This is a genomic window from Streptomyces sp. 142MFCol3.1, from assembly GCF_000424945.1.
GTDB classification, from domain to species: Bacteria; Actinomycetota; Actinomycetes; order Streptomycetales; family Streptomycetaceae; genus Streptomyces; species Streptomyces siamensis.
Window position 1 is genome coordinate 39,927 of the sequence record NZ_AUKV01000013.1, and the last position, 16,792, is coordinate 56,718.

The window sequence follows — 16,792 nt, forward strand, 5'->3', positions numbered from 1 at the left end:
CGCCCTGGTGGGCGGCGCCCCCTTCCTCGTGCTCTTGGGGTGCTCTCGGTGCGGATGCCGTCCGCGGCGGTGGGGGTTGCGCGCGCAGTTCCCGCGCCCCTTGCGGGGCGCCCGGGCTGGGGTCAGAACTTGTTTCGGGGGGTGATGCCGAGGGACATGCCCGACAGGCCGCGCTGGCGGCCGCCGAGCTTGCCGGCGATGGAGCGGAGGGCGGACCCCGCCGGGGAGTCGGGGTCGGAGAGGACCACCGGCTTGCCCTCGTCGCCGCCCTCGCGCAGGCGGACGTCGATCGGGATGGAGCCGAGGACCGGGACCGTGGCGCCGGTCGTGCGGGTCAGGCCGTCGGCGACCGTCTGGCCGCCGCCCGTGCCGAACACGTCGACCATCTCGCCGCAGTGCGGGCAGGGCAGTCCGGACATGTTCTCGACGACGCCGACGATCTTCTGGTGGGTCTGGACGGCGATCGAGCCCGCGCGCTCGGCCACCTCGGCGGCGGCTTGCTGCGGGGTGGTGACGACCAGGATCTCCGCGTTCGGGACCAGCTGGGCGACGGAGATCGCGATGTCGCCCGTGCCCGGCGGGAGGTCCAGGAGCAGGACGTCCAGGTCGCCCCAGAACACGTCCGCCAGGAACTGCTGGAGGGCGCGGTGGAGCATCGGACCGCGCCAGACCACCGGCGCGTTGCCCGGGGTGAACATGCCGATCGAGATGACCTTCACGCCGTTCGCCGACGGCGGCATGATCATGTTCTCGACCTGGGTGGGACGGCCGTCCGCGCCGAGCATGCGGGGCACCGAGTGGCCGTAGATGTCGGCGTCGACGACACCGACCTTGAGGCCGTCGGCCGCCATCGCCGCCGCCAGGTTCACGGTCACCGAGGACTTGCCGACGCCGCCCTTGCCGGAGGCGACCGCGTACACGCGAGTCAGCGAGCCCGGCTTGGCGAACGGCACCTCGCGCTCGGTCTGGCCGCCGCGCAGCGCGGACGCCAGCTCGCGGCGCTGCTCGTCGCTCATCACGTCCAGGGTCACGTCGACGCGCGTGACGCCCTCGACCGCCGAGACCGCATCCGTCACGCTCTTCGTGATGGTCTCGCGCATCGGACAACCGGAGACGGTCAGGTACACGGTGACCGCGACCGCGCCATCCGCACCGATCTCCACCGATTTGACCATCCCCAGCTCGGTGATGGGTCGCTGGATCTCCGGGTCGTTCACCGTCGCCAGTGCTTCGCGCACCGCGTCTTCCGTAGCCATAGACAAGATGGTACGGCGACGGGCCCGGGGCCCGGAAAGCCCCGTCACCGGTCGTCTACGTCACGTCCGCCGGACCGTTCCGCCGGGAATACGACCTGCCCGTCGCCGTGATGCTCCTCCAGGTCCTTCATCAGGTCCTGGAGTTCCGAGCGGATCCAGTCGCGGGTGGCGACCTCGCCGAGGCCCACACGCAGCGAGGCGATCTCCCGTGTGAGGTATTCGGTGTCCGCGATGGACCGTTCGTTCTGCTTGCGGTCCTGTTCGAGATTGACCCGGTCGCGGTCGTCCTGCCGGTTCTGGGCGAGCAGGATCAGCGGGGCGGCGTAGGAGGCCTGCAGCGACAGCATGAGCGTCAGGAAGATGAACGGGTAGGTGTCGAAGCGCAGGTCGGCCGGTGCCAGGATGTTCCACGCCACCCACATGATGATGACGACGGTCATCCAGACGATGAACCGTCCGGTGCCGAGGAAGCGGGCGATGCGCTCCGAGAGGCGTCCGAAGGCCTCCGGGTCCCACTCGGGCAGCAGCCAGCGGCGCGGTGGCATCGGCTGGTCGAGCCGGGTGCGGGGCCGGGTGGTGGCGGTGGCCCCGGAGACGACCCGCTCGCGGTTCTCGCGCTCAGGCGCCATGGGGGGTCCCCTCGTCCGTGAGGTGGAACTCCGTCTCCCGCCAGTCGTCCGGCAGCATGTGGTCGAGCACGTCGTCCACGGTCACCACGCCGAGAAGCGAGCCGCTCTCGTCGACGACGGGCGCCGCGACCATGTCGTACGTGGCGAAGAAGCCGGCGACGACGGGCAGCGCGGCGTCCGGGTCCAGCGGCTGGAGGCCGTCGTCGACGAGCGAGCCGACGAGGGTGAACGGCGGGTCGCGCAGCAGCCGCTGGAAGTGGACGGTGCCCAGGTACTTGCCGGTGGGGGTCTCGTCCGGCGCGCGGCACACGTAGACCTGGGCGGCGAGCGCGGGGGAGAGGTCCGGGTTGCGGACCCGGGCGAGCGCGTCGGCGACCGTCGCGTCGGGCCGCAGCACGATGGGCTCGGTCGTCATGAGGCCGCCCGCGGTCCGCTCGGCGTAGGCCATCAGGCGCCGCACGTCGGCCGCGTCACCGGGCCGCATCAGCCTGAGCAGCCGTTCCACGTCCTCCGCGGGCAGCTCTGCGAGCAGGTCGGCGGCGTCGTCCGGGTCCATCGCCTCCAGCACGTCGGCCGCGCGCTCCTCCTTGAGCTTGCCGAGGATCTCGATCTGGTCGTCCTCGGGGAGCTCCTCCAGCACGTCGGCGAGCCGGTCGTCGTCCAGCGCGGCGGCGACCTCGCCGCGCCGCTTCGGGGACAGGTGGTGCAGCACGTTGGCCAGGTCGGCGGGGCGCAGCTGTTCGAAGGTGGCGAGCAGACTCTCGGCGCCCTGCCCGTGCTCCTCCAGGGAGAAGCCGGTGACGGCCGACCACTCGACGGTCATCGTCTCGCCCTTGCTGCGCCGGAAGGCGCCGACACGGCCCCTGCGCACGAAGACCCGGTCGATCTGCCACTCCCGCCGGGCGGGCAGCTGCCGGATCGACACGTCGAGCACGGTCACCTCCTCGCCGGTCTCCTCCAGACGCACGCGCCGGTCGAGCAGTTCGCCGAAGATGAGCCGTTCGGTGGGCCGCTGCTCGAAGCGCCGTACGTTGAGGACGCCGGTGGTGATGACCTGGCCGGACTCGATACCGGTCACCCGTGTCATGGGCAGGAAGATGCGGCGGCGGGTGGACAGCTCGACGACGAGGCCCAGCAGCCTGGGCGGGCGCCGCCCGACGCGCAGCATGGCGACGAGCTCCCGCACCCGGCCCACCTGGTCGCCGTTCGGGTCGAAGACGGCGACGCCGGCGAGGTGCGAGACGAAGATCCGCGGGGCGCCTGCGGCCATGCCCGCGCCTCCTTGTCTGCGTACGAGGGCGTACGCGATCTCCGGCCGGCTCCTTCGCGCGGCGGTCCCGGGGCGGCCGCGCGGGCGGTCTGCGCGCACGTCCTCGGTCTCCGTGCACCCGCGTTCGCCCGTTCCGTCCCGTTCTGTCCTCGCTGGTGGGCTTCAGGCTAGCCCGTCCCGGTCGGATACGCCCTGGTGAGCGGTCCGGACGGACTGCCTCCGCCCGCGGCGTACGGCACCGGTACGCTGCCGTACGCCGCGAAGGACCCCGCACGAGAGGCACCCCACCCGTGACTGCAATTCTCCAGGGCCGCACCCGCAGGGCCGCACTGGTGAGCGCTGCGTGCGCACTGGCCGTGTCGGGTACGGGGCTGACGGGGTGCGGCGGCGGTGAGGACCCGGACGCGGGCACGAACGGGGTCGGCAAGCTGCCCGCCGCCACCATTCAGGCGAAGACGCGGAAGGCGGCCGAGGCGGCCGATACCGTGCGGCTCTCCGGAAGTGTGGTGTCGGGCGGGACGACGTACACGCTGGACATGCGCCTCAAGTCCGACGGCGGCACCGGCTCGGTGACCGCGAAGGGCGCGACGTTCCGGCTCCTGCGGGTGGGCGAGCACCTGTTCCTGAAGGCCGACGCCGAGTTCTGGACCCAGCAGGACGGCAAGGGCGGCAATTCCTCCGCGGACAGCGCGGCCGCCAAGAAGCTGGAGGGCATGTACGTCAAGGTGCCGGCCGGCGACCCCGCCTACAAGCGCTTCAGCGGCTTCACCGACAAGAACGTCCTCCTCGAAGGCCTGCTCACCCTGCACGGGAAGCTCGCCACGGACGGACATCACGAGCAGGCGGGCATCCGCACCATCCGTATCACCGGCGACAAGGGTTCCGGCGGCACGCTCGACGTCTCCCTGAAGGGCACCCCGTACCCGGTCCGCCTGGTCCGTGCGGGCGACGCCGGCACCCTCCGGCTGACGGACTGGGGCAAGGACTTCGCGCTCGAGGAGCCGACGAAGAAGGAGACGGTGGACTACGGGCAGCAGTTGCCCGCGTCCTAGGCCCTGGCCGGGACCCGGCCTCAGCGGCGCTTGCGCTTCTTGAGCAGGAGCCGCGGCAGGGCTGACGGAATGGGCCGACGGGTGGTCGCCGGGGTCGGCAGCGGCACCGCCGACAGGGACCCGTCGGGAAGCTCCCGGGTGGCGCCCGACGGCTCCAGGCGCAGCACCCGGCACTCGCGGGCCCAGCGCTGCGGCATCGCCTCGCCGTCGGGGGCGTTCAGGCGCTTGCCCTTGAGCTCGCCGACGGCCGCCTCCCACTCGGGCGAGGAGGGCGTCAGCTCCAGGACCTTCGCGGTCCAGGAGACGAGCCGCCCGCCCTTGTCCTTGCTGCGCACGGTGACGACCGCGGTGCCCCCGTCGACCAGGCCCGGCAGCGGCTGCTCGCCCGGCCCGTCGCCGACGAGACAGGCCGCGCCGTCGTGCCACACGTGCCACAGGGCGCGGGAGGGCCCGTCCTGGCTCCCTGCGTGAGCCGGCCCGTCGGCGGCGCGCACCCAGATCAGCCCGGACTTCTTGGTGGCCTCCTCGACGAGGGCCCGGTCGAGCAGCTGTTCCGTCATGGGGGCAAGCCTAGCCAGCGCGCGGACCTGCCCGGCCGGCCCGGCCTCACAGCCAGCCGTTGCGCTTCAGGATGCGGTGGATCGACAGGCACAGACCGACCGTGATGCCCATGACCACCGGGTAGCCGTAGCGCCAGTGCAGCTCCGGCATGTGCTGGAAGTTCATGCCGTACACGCCGCAGACCATCGTGGGTACGGCGATGATGGCTGCCCACGAGGTGATCTTGCGCATGTCCTCGTTCTGCGCGACCGAGGCCTGCGCGAGGTTGGCCTGGAGGATCGAGTTGAGCAGTTCGTCGAAGCCGAGGACCTGCTCCTGCACGCGGGCGAGGTGGTCGGCGACGTCGCGGAAGTACTTCTGGATGTCCGGGTCGATCAGCCGCATCGGCCGCTCGCTCAGCAGCTGCATGGGGCGCAGCAGCGGGGACACCGCCCGCTTGAACTCCAGCACCTCGCGCTTGAGCTGGTAGATCTGCCCGGCGTCGGTGCCGCGCGGAGTGCCCTTGCGGCCCGGCGAGAACACCTGGGTCTCGACCTCGTCGATGTCGTCCTGCACGGCGTCCGCGACGGCGATGTACCCGTCGACGACGTGGTCGGCGATCGCGTGCAGCACCGCGGACGGCCCCTTGGCGAGCAGCTCCGGGTCGTCCTGGAGCCGGTGCCGCAGGGCCCGCAGCGAGCCCTGTCCGCCGTGCCGGACGGTGATGAAGAAGTCCCGTCCGGTGAAGCACATGACCTCGCCGGTCTCCACGACTTCGCTGGTGGCGGTCAGCCGGTCGTGCTCGACGTAGTGGATGGTCTTGAAGACGGTGAACAGCGAGTCGTCGTAGCGCTCCAGCTTGGGCCGCTGGTGGGCCTGGACGGCGTCCTCGACGGCCAGCGGGTGCAGCCCGAACTCCCGGGCGATGCCCGAGAATTCGGCCTCCGTCGGCTCGTGCAGGCCGATCCACACGAAGCCGCCGTCGCGGTGCACCTGGCGCATCGCCTCGTGCGGGGTGAGCGGCTCGCGCGTCTCGACGCGGGCACCGTCGCGGTAGACGGCGCAGTCGACCACCGCGGACGGGGTGGCGGGGTCGCGGGTGGTGTCGTACGTCCCGCCGTCCTTGCGCAGCGAGGGACGGGGGCGGACCGCGGCGCGCAGGTCACGGATCATCGACATGGCAGGCTCCTTTTCACCGGAGGCCGTCGACGACGGTTGGAACTGCCCGGAATGGGGACGTCCAGACTGCGGATGTTTGGCACGTCCACAAAGCGGGGAGCACCGCACCGTCGCGGTGGCAGCTTCGCTACTGATTCAGATCAGACGGATCGGGTGATGCAGATCAGACGGATCATGCGGAATCGAAGCGCTCTTCCGTGGTGCACCGGGCAACGCTGACAGGTATGCACACGCTTGCGTGAGGCAGCAGCCGGCAGGGCCGATGGGCAGGCGGTCCAGCTACGGAACTCAGCGACCGGAAGAGCGGGTGGTACTGCACGGTCGACTTCGGTCCATTGCAGCCCCACCTCCTCCGGTCGGTCCCCCGTGAGGGACGATCCATCCCCCGCAGGGGAGTCCGACTCCCCGGGGGAGTCGGCGTCAGTGCGTCGCGTTCGGAGCTCGAGAGCGACGCTTCTGCGTGCTGCTCCGACCGGCGGCCAAGACTATCAGCGCACTGAAGCGTCAACGCGCCGCTTTGCCCGCTCCTGACGAGTTCTATGCTCACGGCATGGCTGATGTTCTTCCTCTGGTCGAGGCCCGGTTGCGTTCTGCGCTGGGCGAACCCGACGCGCGGGCCGCGGTCACCTTCCTCGGCACCGACCGTATCGAAGTGCTGCGCTTCACAGAGGGCGACGTCGTCCGCTACGCGACGCTCGGCATGTCCGCCCAGCCGATGGCGGACCCGACGGCGGTCCTCGCCGACCCGGTGAAGGGCCCGCGGGCCGAACTGGTCCTCTCGGTGCGCGCGGGCGGCGCCGACATCGACAAGGTGCTCCGACCGCTCGCCGTACTCGGCGCTTCCCCGCAGGTCGAAGGCCTGATCGTGGCGCCGGGCGCCTCGCTCGACGTGGGTGAGCCGCTGTGGCCGGGCGCGCCGTTCACCTCGGTCCTGGTCGCGGAGTCCGGCGGCCTGATCGAGGACCTGGAGCTCGACGCGCCGGCCGATCCGGTGCGGTTCCTGCCGCTGCTGCCGATGACGCCCAACGAGGCCGCGTGGAAGCGCGTGCACGGCGCGGGAGCCCTCCAGGAGCGATGGCTGAACGGCGGAACGGACCTGCGCGATCCGCTGCGCAAGTCCGTTCCGCTGGACTGAGACCGGCTCAGTTCCTGGCCGAAAAGCGTCAGTTGGCAAAAACCGTGACACTGTCCTCGGTGGCGTGCCGGGGCTGGAGCTCCTCCGCCTCATGGGTGAGCGCCTTGCGCCGTACGAGGACCACGACGGCGCCCGCCGCGGCCGTCACCGCGGCGACCACGAACGGGATGCGGATGTCGGTCCACTCCTCGATCTTCGGCGCGAAGTACGGGGCGGCGGCTGCCGCGAACCACCGCACGAAGTTGTACCCGGCGCTCGCCACCGGGCGCGGAGCGTCCGACACGCCGAGGGCCAGCTCCGTGTAGACCGTGTTGTTCACGCCGATGAAGGCGCCGGACAGGATCGTGCAGACGATGGCGGTGGTGTGGTCGCCGTAGCCGAGGACGAGTACGTCGACGGCGAGCAGCACCAGTGAGCCCCCCAGCACCTTCAGCGAGCCGAACCGCGCCTGCATGCGCGGTGCCACGATCACCGAGAAGACGGCGAGCAGCACACCCCAGCAGAAGAACACCGCGCCGGACTTGTAGGGGGTCATGTTCAGCACGAACGGGGTGAAGGCCAGCACGGTGAAGAACGTGTAGTTGTAGAAGAACGCGGAGACGGCCGCCGAGGCGAGACCGCCGTGGCCGAGCGCCTTGATGGGGTCGAGCGGTGAGGTCTTCCGTGCGGGCCTGGGCTGTTCCTTCAGGAATGCGGCGATGCACAGGAAGCCGACCGCCATCAAGAACGCGGTGCCGAAGAACGGGTAGCGCCAGCTGGCGTCGCCGAGCAGGGCGCCGAGCAGCGGGCCGCAGGCCATGCCGAGGCCGAGCGCCGACTCGTACAGGAGGATGGCCGCGGCGCTTCCGCCCGCCGCCGCGCCGACGATGACGGCGAGGGCCGTCGAGACGAACAGGGCGTTGCCCAGGCCCCAGCCGGCCCGGAACCCGACGAGTTCGCCGACCGATCCCGAGGTGCCCGCCAGGCCCGCGAAGACGACGACGAGGGCCAGGCCCAGCAGCAGGGTCCTGCGGCCGCCGATGCGGCTGGAGACGAATCCGGTCAGCAGCATCGCGAAAGCGGTGATGAGGAAGTACGAGGTGAACAGCAGGGACACCTGACTGGGCGTGGCGTCCAGGCCCTTGGCGATGGACGGCAGGATCGGGTCGACGAGGCCGATGCCCATGAACGCGACGACGGAGGCGCCTGCGGTGGCCCAGACGGCCTTCGGCTGGCGCAGAAGGCCGGTGGCGCCCGCGTCCGGTGTGTCCCCATCGGCGGGGCCTCCCGTGCTGCTGATCATGCCCGCTCCTTCACTGCGTGCGAAGAGGTCGTTGTCGTATACACATAATAAATTAGCCGGGCTAATTGATGCAAGCTACACCTACTTCCTTGGTGTGACAGGCACACGCCGGACGGGTGATCGTCCTTGACGTGGCGAACGTCGGGGAGGACCGTTGGGCCCTATGAGGGGCGAACCCAGTTGCCCGAAGTGTGGTGGCCGGGTCAGGGCTCCCGGCCTCTTTGCCGACACCTGGCAGTGCGATGTGCACGGGACGGTGCACCCGCTGCAGCCCGTGATCCCGCCCAGCGTCGAGGCCCTGGACGTGGTCGTGCACCGCGCCCGGGTACCGGTCTGGATGCCGTGGCCGCTGCCGGTCGGCTGGCTGTTCACCGGTGCGGCCTTCGCCGGTGACGACCGCAGCGGTGGACGTGCGACCGTCGTGGCCTGTTCCGGACCCGGGCCGCTCGGCGGCGTGGGAGAGCTGCTGCTGGTCGCCGAGGAGCTCGGCGTGGGCCTCGGCGCGCGGTACGCCGGCGTCGACGGGCCCGACCCCGGCCCCTACATGAGTGTCGAGAAACCACCTCAGGTCAAGGTCCTCGCGGCCGGCCGCCCCACCCCGCTGTGGCACGTCTCCGGCACCCCCGACGACCGCGCCGTCTTCGCGGGCGAGGCGCTCGGGCTGTGGCTGTGGGCTGTGGTCTGGCCCGAGCAGACCGGGCTGCTGATGTACGACGAGATGGTGCTCACCGATCTCCGGGACGCGGGTGCGGAGGTGGACCTGCTGCCGTGCGGGGCGCTGTCGCCGCGCATTCTGGAGCCGTGAGGCGGCGGGCCGAACGGCGGTGTGGGCCCATTGCCCGACGGCCGGCCGCCCGGGTCCGGGTGCCTTTCTCCGTGCTTCGGAGCGGGAGCGTGAGGGCGGGCGCTGTGCGGAGTCGGGTGTGGGGAACGCCGGGCCGGGCGCGGGTCGCTGCGGGCCGGCCGCGTGAATCCAGGGACGGTCGTCGCGGGCCGCCCCTACCACCGGAGTGCCGGTCGCGCAGAGCGTGTGCGTGCATCGCGGCATCCGGCGCTGCTCCATTGGAGTGAAGAGCCGGAACGCTCGGCGGTCGAGTGGCGTGATCCTGAGCGGGGTGCATGGAAAGCCCGTGCGGACGCCCCGGCAGGTGCGGCTCACAGAAAACGCGTAGGGGGCGCACCCGGGGAGAGGGTGTGACGGAGGTGCCCCGGATGCCCGTTATCCTTGAGTGTCCCCGCCCGTCCCGTCACCGCCTGGAGCCCGCGTAGTGCGTATCGACCTGCACGCCCACTCCACGGCGTCCGACGGCACGGACACCCCGGCCGAGCTGGTGCGAAATGCCGCCGCGGCCGGACTGGACGTGGTCGCGCTGACCGACCACGACACCACCCGTGGATACGCCGAGGCGATCGCCGCGCTCCCCGAGGGGCTCACCCTCGTCACCGGCGCCGAGCTCTCCTGCCGCATCGACGGGATCAGCATGCACATGCTGGCGTACCTCTTCGATCCCGAGGAGCCGGCGCTGCTCGCCGAGCGCGAGCTCGTCCGCGACGACCGCGTACCGCGCGCCCAGGGCATGATCGCCAAGCTCCGGGAGCTCGATGTGCCGATCACTTGGGAGCAGGTCGCCCGGATCGCCGGTGAGGGATCCGTGGGCCGTCCGCACGTCGCGTCCGCGCTGGTCGAGCTGGGGGTCGTGGACAGCGTCTCCGACGCGTTCACCGAGCAGTGGCTCGCCGACGGTGGCCGCGCGTACGTCCCCAAGCACGAGACCGACCCCTTCGAGGCGCTGAGGCTGGTCAAGGGCGCCGGCGGCGTCGCCGTCCTCGCGCACCCGGCCGCCGCCAAGCGGGGCCGTACGGTGCCGGAGTCCGCGATCGCCGAGCTCGCGGCGGCGGGCCTGGACGGCATCGAGGTCGACCACATGGACCACGAGCCCGAGACGCGTGCGCGGCTGCGCGGTCTGGCGGCCGAGCTGGGGCTGCTGGCCACGGGCTCGTCCGACTACCACGGCAGCCGCAAGACCTGCGTGCTCGGCGAATTCACCACCGATCCCGAGGTGTACGGGGAGATCACCCGCCGGGCCACCGGCGCGTTCCCCGTGCCAGGCACCGGTGGACACCTGACCGCCCAGGGCTGACCGCGGCCGTCTCCGCCGGCGCCGTCCGGCACCCGGTCCCACCGGGGCCGCGGCCGGTCGTCCGGCCGGGGCCGTAACCGCTCCTCGGGCCGGATCCCGCGGCACTCCGTGGCCCGTCGCGTCCCGCGACGGTCCGTCCGGGTGCCCCGTACCCGCAGGCCCGCCGGGCCGAGCGGTTCGGTCGACCGCCTCCGGCCGGCGCCTCCCGCCCTCCCGCTCCGCCTTCACCTGTCCTGTCCCGCCGCGGTCACGTTCCACGCGGCACGCCCGCCCCAGCGGCACGCCCGCTCCCACCACGTTCGCAAGGCCATTTACCGTGTTCGACGTCGCCGTCTTCGGCTCCCTGTTCCTCACCCTCTTCGTCATCATGGATCCCCCCGGGATCACTCCGATCTTCCTCGCGCTCACCGCGGGACGCCCCGCCAAGGTGCAGCGGCGGATGGCCTTCCAGGCCGTCTGCGTGGCCGGGGGCGTGATCGCGGTCTTCGGACTGCTCGGGCACCAGATCCTCGACTATCTGCATGTCTCCGTGCCCGCCCTGATGATCGCGGGCGGACTGCTGCTCCTGCTGATCGCCCTCGACCTGCTCACCGGCAAGACCGACGAGCCCAAGCAGACCAAGGACGTGAACGTCGCCCTCGTCCCGCTGGGCATGCCGCTGCTGGCCGGTCCGGGCGCGATCGTGTCGGTGATCCTGGCCGTGCAGAAGGCCGACACGGTCGCCACGCAGGTGTCGGTGTGGACCGCGATCCTCGCGATCCACGTCGTGCTGTGGGTCGTGATGCGGTACTCACTGGTGATCATCCGAGTCATCAAGGACGGCGGTGTCGTGCTGGTGACCCGCCTCGCGGGCATGATGCTCTCCGCGATCGCCGTGCAGCAGATCATCAACGGTGTCACCCAGGTGATCCGGGCGAGCTGAGGCGCGGCGCCCCGGGTCCACACGCACGCGGCGCCCCGGGCGCACACGCACGCGGAGCCCCGCACGGCCGATGCCGTGCGGGGCTCCGAAGTGAGTGAACCGATGACGTCCGCGTGACGAAGCGCGTCCTCGTCCTACGAGGCGGACGATTCGGCCGGGCGGATCCAAAGCCGCTGCCCGATGGCCGCGGCCTGCTGAACGATCCGGTTGACGGAGGCGGCGTCCACGACGGTGCTGTCCACGGGCGTGCCGTCGACATCGTCGAGTCGCATGATTTCGAAGCGCAAGGGCTTCTCCCTTCGTCTGGTCATCCTCCTGAGGAGAACTACTCGTGTGAGGCATGCAAGGCGACAGTGCGCCCGCATCTGTACGTATTCAACGGGGTGCGTGTTACAAACATTCCCTACGCTAAGGAAAATTTTCGAGAACCTAATTACCAGCTGGTAAGCGATGTGGCGGAGACTGTTCGGGGACTGAACGGGACCAGTTGTGTTCGCAGCGTGACCGCCGGGACAATAGTGACGATGAACGACGACCTCCTGGCGCTCGGCGCCCGCATCGACCGCACGAACGAGCTCCTGCAACGCATGCTCGCCGAGGTGGCGAAGACGCCGTCCACACACGCGATCTTCGTCGACGCGGGCTACCTGTACGCGGCGGCGGGACGGCTCGCGGTCGGCACGGAGGACCGGCGTTCCTTCGATCTGGACACCGAGGGCCTCATCGAGGCCCTCATCGACCGGGCCCGCACGATCTTCGCCGACAGCAGGCTGCTCCGCGTCTACTGGTACGACGGGGCGCGCCGCCGCATCCACACCAGCGAGCAGCAGTCGATCGCCGAACTGCCCGACGTCAAGGTCCGGCTGGGCAACCTGAACGCCAACAACCAGCAGAAGGGCGTCGATTCACTCATCAGGTCCGACCTGGAGTCCCTCGCCCGGCACCGCGCCATCAGCGACGCCGCGCTGCTCGGCGGCGACGAGGACCTGGTGTCGGCGGTCGAGGCGGCCCAGGGGTACGGGGCACGCGTCCACCTCTGGGGGATCGAGGCCCCCGAGGGACGCAACCAGGCGGAGCCCCTGCTGTGGGAGGTCGACAGCCAGCGCACCTTCGACCTCGACTTCTTCAAGCCGTACGTGTCGCGGCGGACCGGCCTCACGTACGACGCGACGGCGGCGAGCCGGCCCGGCCGCGAGGACGTGCGCTTCGTGGGCGCCCAGATCGCGGCGAAATGGCTGGCCGCACGCGGCCGGGAGTCACTCGTGGAGCTCCTGCCCGGACATCCGTACCTCCCCGGCCTGGTCGACCAGGACCTGCTGGTCGAGGCCGAGGGGATGCTCCAGTACTCCCTGCGGGGCCAGTCCGATCTGCGCCGTGCCCTGCGTGACGGCTTCTGGGAGCACCTGCAGACGCAGTACTAGGCCGGCCGGGTGTCCCTTGGCCACTCGCCGCCCGGGTTGTCGTTCCAGTACCCGGCCAGGGCGCGGGCCGTCAGGAGTGGCTGGTCCGTGTTGGGGGAGTGTTCGGCTCCCGGTATGACCGTGCGGCGGGCGCCGAGCCGGACGGCCATCTCGTCCAGCAGGGTCACCGGCCAGGTGTCGTCGTGCGCACCGGAGAGCACGTGCTTCGGCAAGGGGAGGGCGGCCAGTTCGGCGACACGGTCGGGCTCCGTGCACAGCTGGCGTCCCGTCGCGACGAGTTGAGCGGGGCTGTTGGCGAGCCAGCGCCTGCGCAGCGCGGCGATGCCGTCGAGCCCCGGGTCGACACCGCCGGTGTCGGTCTCCTCCGGCGGCTCCATCGCCTGGATCGCCTCCCACACCTGGGCCATGCCCATCACTGCCAGCGCGTCCCGCAGCAGCTTGACGCGCGCCTGTTGGGAGGAGGAGATCTGGGCAGGGCCGGAGGCGATGAGCGTCAGTGAGACGAACGGGGACGGGTCCAGCAACACCGCGGCGCGCGAGATCTGGCCGCCCAGGGAGTGCCCGACGAGATGCAGCGGAGTGTCGAGCGCGGCCGCCTGGGCGAGCACGTCCCGCGCCAACTCCTCCTGCATGTAAGGCGTTTCGTCGTCCTCGGGGCCCTCGGTCTCGTACTGGCCACGCCCGTCGACGGCCACCGTCCGGTAACCGTCCGCGGCCAACGGTTCGTGCAGCGCGATGAAGTCCTCCTTGCTCCCGGTGAACCCGGGCAGCAGCAGGGCGGTTCCCTTGGGGCGTCCCTGGGGTGCCGCGTCGAGCACGGCGAACTCGCCGCGCTCGGTGGACAGGCGGTAGGCGCGGACTCCGGCGGGCGGGACGAACGTTGGGGGCCGACTCATGAGCCGAGGCTATCTGCACCCGCAAGAGGCCGCGCCCGCCCGCGAACGCGACGACGGTCACACGGCCTGCGCGAAGCGGGGACCGGGGCGGCGCCCCCGGAGGGGGGACCCCGCCGTTCGGGCGAATCCGGGAACGCGGGGAACGGCCCCGGCGGGCAGGGGAGCGGGGGCGCAAGACGAACGGCCCGGCCCCACCTCGGGTGGGACCGGGCCGTTCAGGTCGGCGACTCAGCTCTCCGCGGGCTCCGCGGCAGCGGTCGTGGCCTTGCGCGTCCGGCGGCGGACGGGCTTGGCGTCGGTGTCGTCGGCGGCGGTCTGGGCCGGGATCTCGGCGTCGACGGCCTTGCGGGTGCGTCGGCGGACGGGCTTGGCCTCGGCGGCTTCGGCGGTGTCCACGGCGGCCTCGGCGGCAGCGGTGGTCGTGGCCTTGGCCCGGGTGCGCCGCGGCTTGGCCTCGGCGACCTCGCCCGCCGTCTCCGGAGCGGCAACGGCCTTGCGGGTGCGCCGCGCCTTGGCCGGTGCGGCCGGAGCCTCGGCAACGGCCTCGGCCGTGTCGACGGCAGCGGTCGTGGCCTTGCGCGTCCGGCGGCGGACGGGCTTGGCGTCGGTGTCGTCGGCGGCGGTCTGGGCCGGGATCTCGGTGTCGACGGCCTTGCGGGTGCGTCGGCGGACGGGCTTGGCCTCGGCGGCTTCGGCGGTGTCCACGGCGGCCTCGGCGGCAGCGGTGGTCGTGGCCTTGGCCCGGGTGCGCCGCGGCTTGGCCTCGGCGACCTCGCGCGCGGTCTCGGCCGAAGCGGCCTCGACCGTGTCGACGGCGGTCTCCGCGGCCTTGCGGGTGCGCCGCGCCTTGGCCGGTGCGGCCGGAGCCTCGGCAACGGCCTCGGCCGTGTCGACGGCAGCGGTCACGGCCTTGCGCGTCCGGCGCCGGACGGGCTTGGCGGGAGCCTCGGTGACCTCCGCGGCGACGGTCTCGACGACGGCCTCGGCCGCCGGCGCCGTCTCCACGACGGTGGACTCCACGACCGCGGACTCCACGGCCGTGACGGACTCGGCAGCCTTGCGGGTCCGCCGACGACGGGGCTTGGCGGGCTCCGCGGCGACACTCTCGGCGGTCGTCACGGCAGCCTGAGCAGCCTCGGTCGCCGCGGGCTCCACGAAGGTCGCCGCGGGCGTCGCCGCCGCGACCGGCTCCGTGGCACCGCCACGCGTACGCCGGCGACGGCGCGGTGTGCGGGACTCGGAGACCTCGGCGTCCGCGGGAGCGGACTCCGGCGTGGCCACCGGAGCCGCGGGGGAGGCGGTCGCCTCGTCCAGCGGCGCGCCGTTGCGCGTGCGCCGACGGCGGCGCGGCGTGCGCGCCGGGCGCTCGTGCTCGGCGGACGACGGCCCGGAGGGGCGTCCACCGCGACCGCGCGCCCCGCGGCCACCGGTCTCACCGAGGTCCTCGACCTCCTCGGCCGCGAGCCCGGCGCGGGTGCGCTCGGAGCGCGGCAGGACACCCTTGGTGCCGGCCGGGATGCTGAGTTCCTCGAAGAGGTGCGGGGACGTGGAGTACGTCTCCGGCGGGTCGTTGAAGCTGAGCTCCAGCGCCTTGTTGATCAGCTGCCAGCGCGGGATGTCGTCCCAGTCGACGAGCGTGATCGCCGTACCGGAGGCACCGGCTCGGCCCGTACGGCCGATGCGGTGCAGGTACGTCTTCTCTTCCTCGGGGGACTGGTAGTTGATGACGTGCGTGACGCCTTCGACGTCGATGCCGCGCGCGGCGACATCGGTGCAGACGAGGACATCGACCTTGCCGTTGCGGAAGGCGCGCAGCGCCTGCTCGCGGGCGCCTTGGCCCAGGTCGCCGTGGACCGCGCCGGAGGCGAAGCCGCGCTGCTGGAGCTGGTCGGCGAGGTCCGCCGCCGTCCGCTTGGTGCGGCAGAAGATCATCGCCAGACCGCGGCCCTCGGCCTGCAGTATGCGCGCGACCATCTCGGCCTTGTCCATGTTGTGCGCGCGGTAGACGTGCTGCGAGATGTTCGCGACCGTCGCGCCCTCGTCGTCCGGCGCGGTGGCGCGGATGTGCGTGGGCTGCGACATGTACCGGCGGGCGAGGCCGATGACCGCACCCGGCATGGTCGCCGAGAACAGCATCGTCTGGCGGCGAGCCGGAAGCATGTTGATGATCTTCTCGACGTCGGGCAGGAAGCCCAGGTCGAGCATCTCGTCGGCCTCGTCGAGGACGAGCGCCTTGATGTGCTTGAGGTTGAGCTTCTTCTGGCCCGCGAGGTCCAGCAGTCGCCCGGGGGTGCCGACGATGACGTCGACGCCCTTCTTGAGGGCCTCGACCTGGGGCTCGTAGGCACGGCCGCCGTAGATGGCGAGGACGCGTACGTTGCGGACCTTGCCCGCGGTGAGCAGGTCGTTGGTCACCTGGGTGCACAGCTCGCGCGTCGGGACGACGACGAGGGCCTGCGGCGCGTCGGTGAGCTGCTCGGGCTGGGCCCGGCCCGCCTCGACGTCCGCGGGGACGGTGACGCGCTCGAGGAGCGGTAGGCCGAAGCCCAGCGTCTTGCCGGTGCCGGTCTTGGCCTGGCCGATGACGTCGGTGCCGGAGAGGGCGACCGGGAGCGTCATCTCCTGGATGGGGAAGGGGTTGATGATGCCGACGGCCTCAAGGGCCTCGGCCGTCTCGGGAAGGATTCCGAGCTCTCGGAAAGTCGTAGTCAGGGTGCTGCCTCTTCTGTGTGCGCGGTGCGAGGCGAGCGTGGGGGTCGTGTCGGACCGTGCCGGGGACGTCGGCCGCTTGTCAGGGGGCCGAGTGGCATGGGACCACTGCCGACGCTCTAGCGCTCGTACCGCTGAGGGTGTCCCTCCGGATGTCGTACGCACAGTGCCGTACGGACGAGGAGGGCTGTCGGGTCGGAGCCGATCGGGCCACCGACCGGGCATCCTCATTCGTGCGGCCCGTCGAATACTCGCCGGGCGCATTACCACCATACCCTGGAATCGCGCACATGCGATGGCCGATTCGGTCACGTCGTCGGCGTCACAGTGGTTGACCAGGGACTTCCGTCCTGCGGTGGG

General features: G+C 71.6%; 15 protein-coding genes. 6 read left to right on the forward strand and 9 right to left on the reverse strand.

What is annotated here, in order from left to right; all coding sequences use genetic code 11:
* Positions 1 to 122: 122 nt before the first annotated feature.
* From H305_RS0120200 to H305_RS0120210, 3 genes are read right to left on the reverse strand one after another with little or no spacing between them, the layout of a single operon-like run.
* Complete coding sequence (locus tag H305_RS0120200; protein WP_028801977.1) at positions 123 to 1,256, reverse strand: Mrp/NBP35 family ATP-binding protein; 1,134 nt, start codon at positions 1,254 to 1,256, stop codon at positions 123 to 125.
* Between the two features lie 44 nt (positions 1,257 to 1,300).
* On the reverse strand, positions 1,301 to 1,885 hold the full coding sequence (locus H305_RS0120205; RefSeq protein ID WP_028801978.1) for a DUF1003 domain-containing protein: 585 nt from the start codon (positions 1,883 to 1,885) through the stop codon (positions 1,301 to 1,303).
* The gene (locus H305_RS0120210; RefSeq protein WP_028801979.1) at positions 1,875 to 3,155 is read right to left on the reverse strand and encodes a magnesium transporter MgtE N-terminal domain-containing protein; all 1,281 of its coding nucleotides are present in this window, start codon (positions 3,153 to 3,155) and stop codon (positions 1,875 to 1,877) included. Before H305_RS0120210 ends, H305_RS0120205 begins: the two co-directional genes overlap by 11 nt.
* Positions 3,156 to 3,445: 290 nt before the next feature.
* Here H305_RS0120210 and H305_RS0120215 point away from each other — a divergent pair, with 290 nt between their 5' ends.
* On the forward strand, positions 3,446 to 4,207 hold the full coding sequence (locus tag H305_RS0120215) for a hypothetical protein (protein WP_028801980.1): 762 nt from the start codon (positions 3,446 to 3,448) through the stop codon (positions 4,205 to 4,207).
* Positions 4,208 to 4,227: 20 nt separating this feature from the next.
* On the opposite strand, the gene H305_RS0120220 is transcribed toward H305_RS0120215, so the two are convergent.
* Together H305_RS0120220 and H305_RS0120225 are read right to left on the reverse strand one after the other, a co-directional pair.
* The gene (locus H305_RS0120220) at positions 4,228 to 4,767 is read right to left on the reverse strand and encodes a hypothetical protein (RefSeq protein WP_028801981.1); all 540 of its coding nucleotides are present in this window, start codon (positions 4,765 to 4,767) and stop codon (positions 4,228 to 4,230) included.
* Positions 4,768 to 4,813: 46 nt separating this feature from the next.
* Positions 4,814 to 5,926 (reverse strand): magnesium and cobalt transport protein CorA, encoded by a 1,113-nt coding sequence (locus H305_RS0120225; RefSeq protein WP_028801982.1) that lies wholly within the window; start codon positions 5,924 to 5,926, stop codon positions 4,814 to 4,816.
* A gap of 550 nt (positions 5,927 to 6,476) precedes the next feature.
* Between H305_RS0120225 and H305_RS0120230 the strand changes: the two genes are divergently transcribed.
* Complete coding sequence (locus H305_RS0120230; RefSeq protein ID WP_028801983.1) at positions 6,477 to 7,061, forward strand: suppressor of fused domain protein; 585 nt, start codon at positions 6,477 to 6,479, stop codon at positions 7,059 to 7,061.
* A gap of 28 nt (positions 7,062 to 7,089) precedes the next feature.
* Here the strand turns inward: H305_RS0120230 and H305_RS0120235 are convergent, their stop codons facing one another.
* Complete coding sequence (locus H305_RS0120235; RefSeq protein WP_028801984.1) at positions 7,090 to 8,343, reverse strand: MFS transporter; 1,254 nt, start codon at positions 8,341 to 8,343, stop codon at positions 7,090 to 7,092.
* Positions 8,344 to 8,506: 163 nt separating this feature from the next.
* On the opposite strand from H305_RS0120235, the gene H305_RS0120240 reads away from it, so the two are divergent.
* The 3 genes from H305_RS0120240 to H305_RS0120250 all read left to right on the forward strand — a co-directional run bounded on the left by H305_RS0120240 (position 8,507) and on the right by H305_RS0120250 (position 11,406).
* Positions 8,507 to 9,148, forward strand: coding sequence for a DUF6758 family protein (locus tag H305_RS0120240; protein ID WP_028801985.1), 642 nt, complete (start codon positions 8,507 to 8,509; stop codon positions 9,146 to 9,148).
* 463 nt (positions 9,149 to 9,611) lie between these two features.
* Positions 9,612 to 10,484 (forward strand): PHP domain-containing protein, encoded by an 873-nt coding sequence (locus tag H305_RS0120245; RefSeq protein ID WP_028801986.1) that lies wholly within the window; start codon positions 9,612 to 9,614, stop codon positions 10,482 to 10,484.
* A gap of 316 nt (positions 10,485 to 10,800) precedes the next feature.
* A complete protein-coding gene (locus H305_RS0120250) occupies positions 10,801 to 11,406 on the forward strand; it encodes a MarC family protein (protein ID WP_028801987.1) in 606 nt (201 codons plus the stop codon).
* 134 nt (positions 11,407 to 11,540) lie between these two features.
* Here the strand turns inward: H305_RS0120250 and H305_RS52520 are convergent, their stop codons facing one another.
* Positions 11,541 to 11,717: a hypothetical protein gene (locus tag H305_RS52520; RefSeq protein ID WP_199791435.1), complete on the reverse strand. Its 177-nt coding sequence runs from the start codon at positions 11,715 to 11,717 to the stop codon at positions 11,541 to 11,543.
* Positions 11,718 to 11,930: 213 nt separating this feature from the next.
* Between H305_RS52520 and H305_RS0120260 the strand changes: the two genes are divergently transcribed.
* Positions 11,931 to 12,827, forward strand: coding sequence for an NYN domain-containing protein (locus H305_RS0120260; protein ID WP_028801988.1), 897 nt, complete (start codon positions 11,931 to 11,933; stop codon positions 12,825 to 12,827).
* On the opposite strand, the gene H305_RS0120265 is transcribed toward H305_RS0120260, so the two are convergent.
* Both H305_RS0120265 and H305_RS0120270 read right to left on the reverse strand, forming a co-directional pair.
* Positions 12,824 to 13,723, reverse strand: coding sequence for an alpha/beta fold hydrolase (locus H305_RS0120265; protein WP_028801989.1), 900 nt, complete (start codon positions 13,721 to 13,723; stop codon positions 12,824 to 12,826). The two genes, H305_RS0120260 and H305_RS0120265, sit on opposite strands and share 4 nt — an antisense overlap.
* Before the next feature lie 228 nt (positions 13,724 to 13,951).
* Positions 13,952 to 16,342: a DEAD/DEAH box helicase gene (locus tag H305_RS0120270; protein WP_028801990.1), complete on the reverse strand. Its 2,391-nt coding sequence runs from the start codon at positions 16,340 to 16,342 to the stop codon at positions 13,952 to 13,954.
* Positions 16,343 to 16,792: the final 450 nt, after the last annotated feature.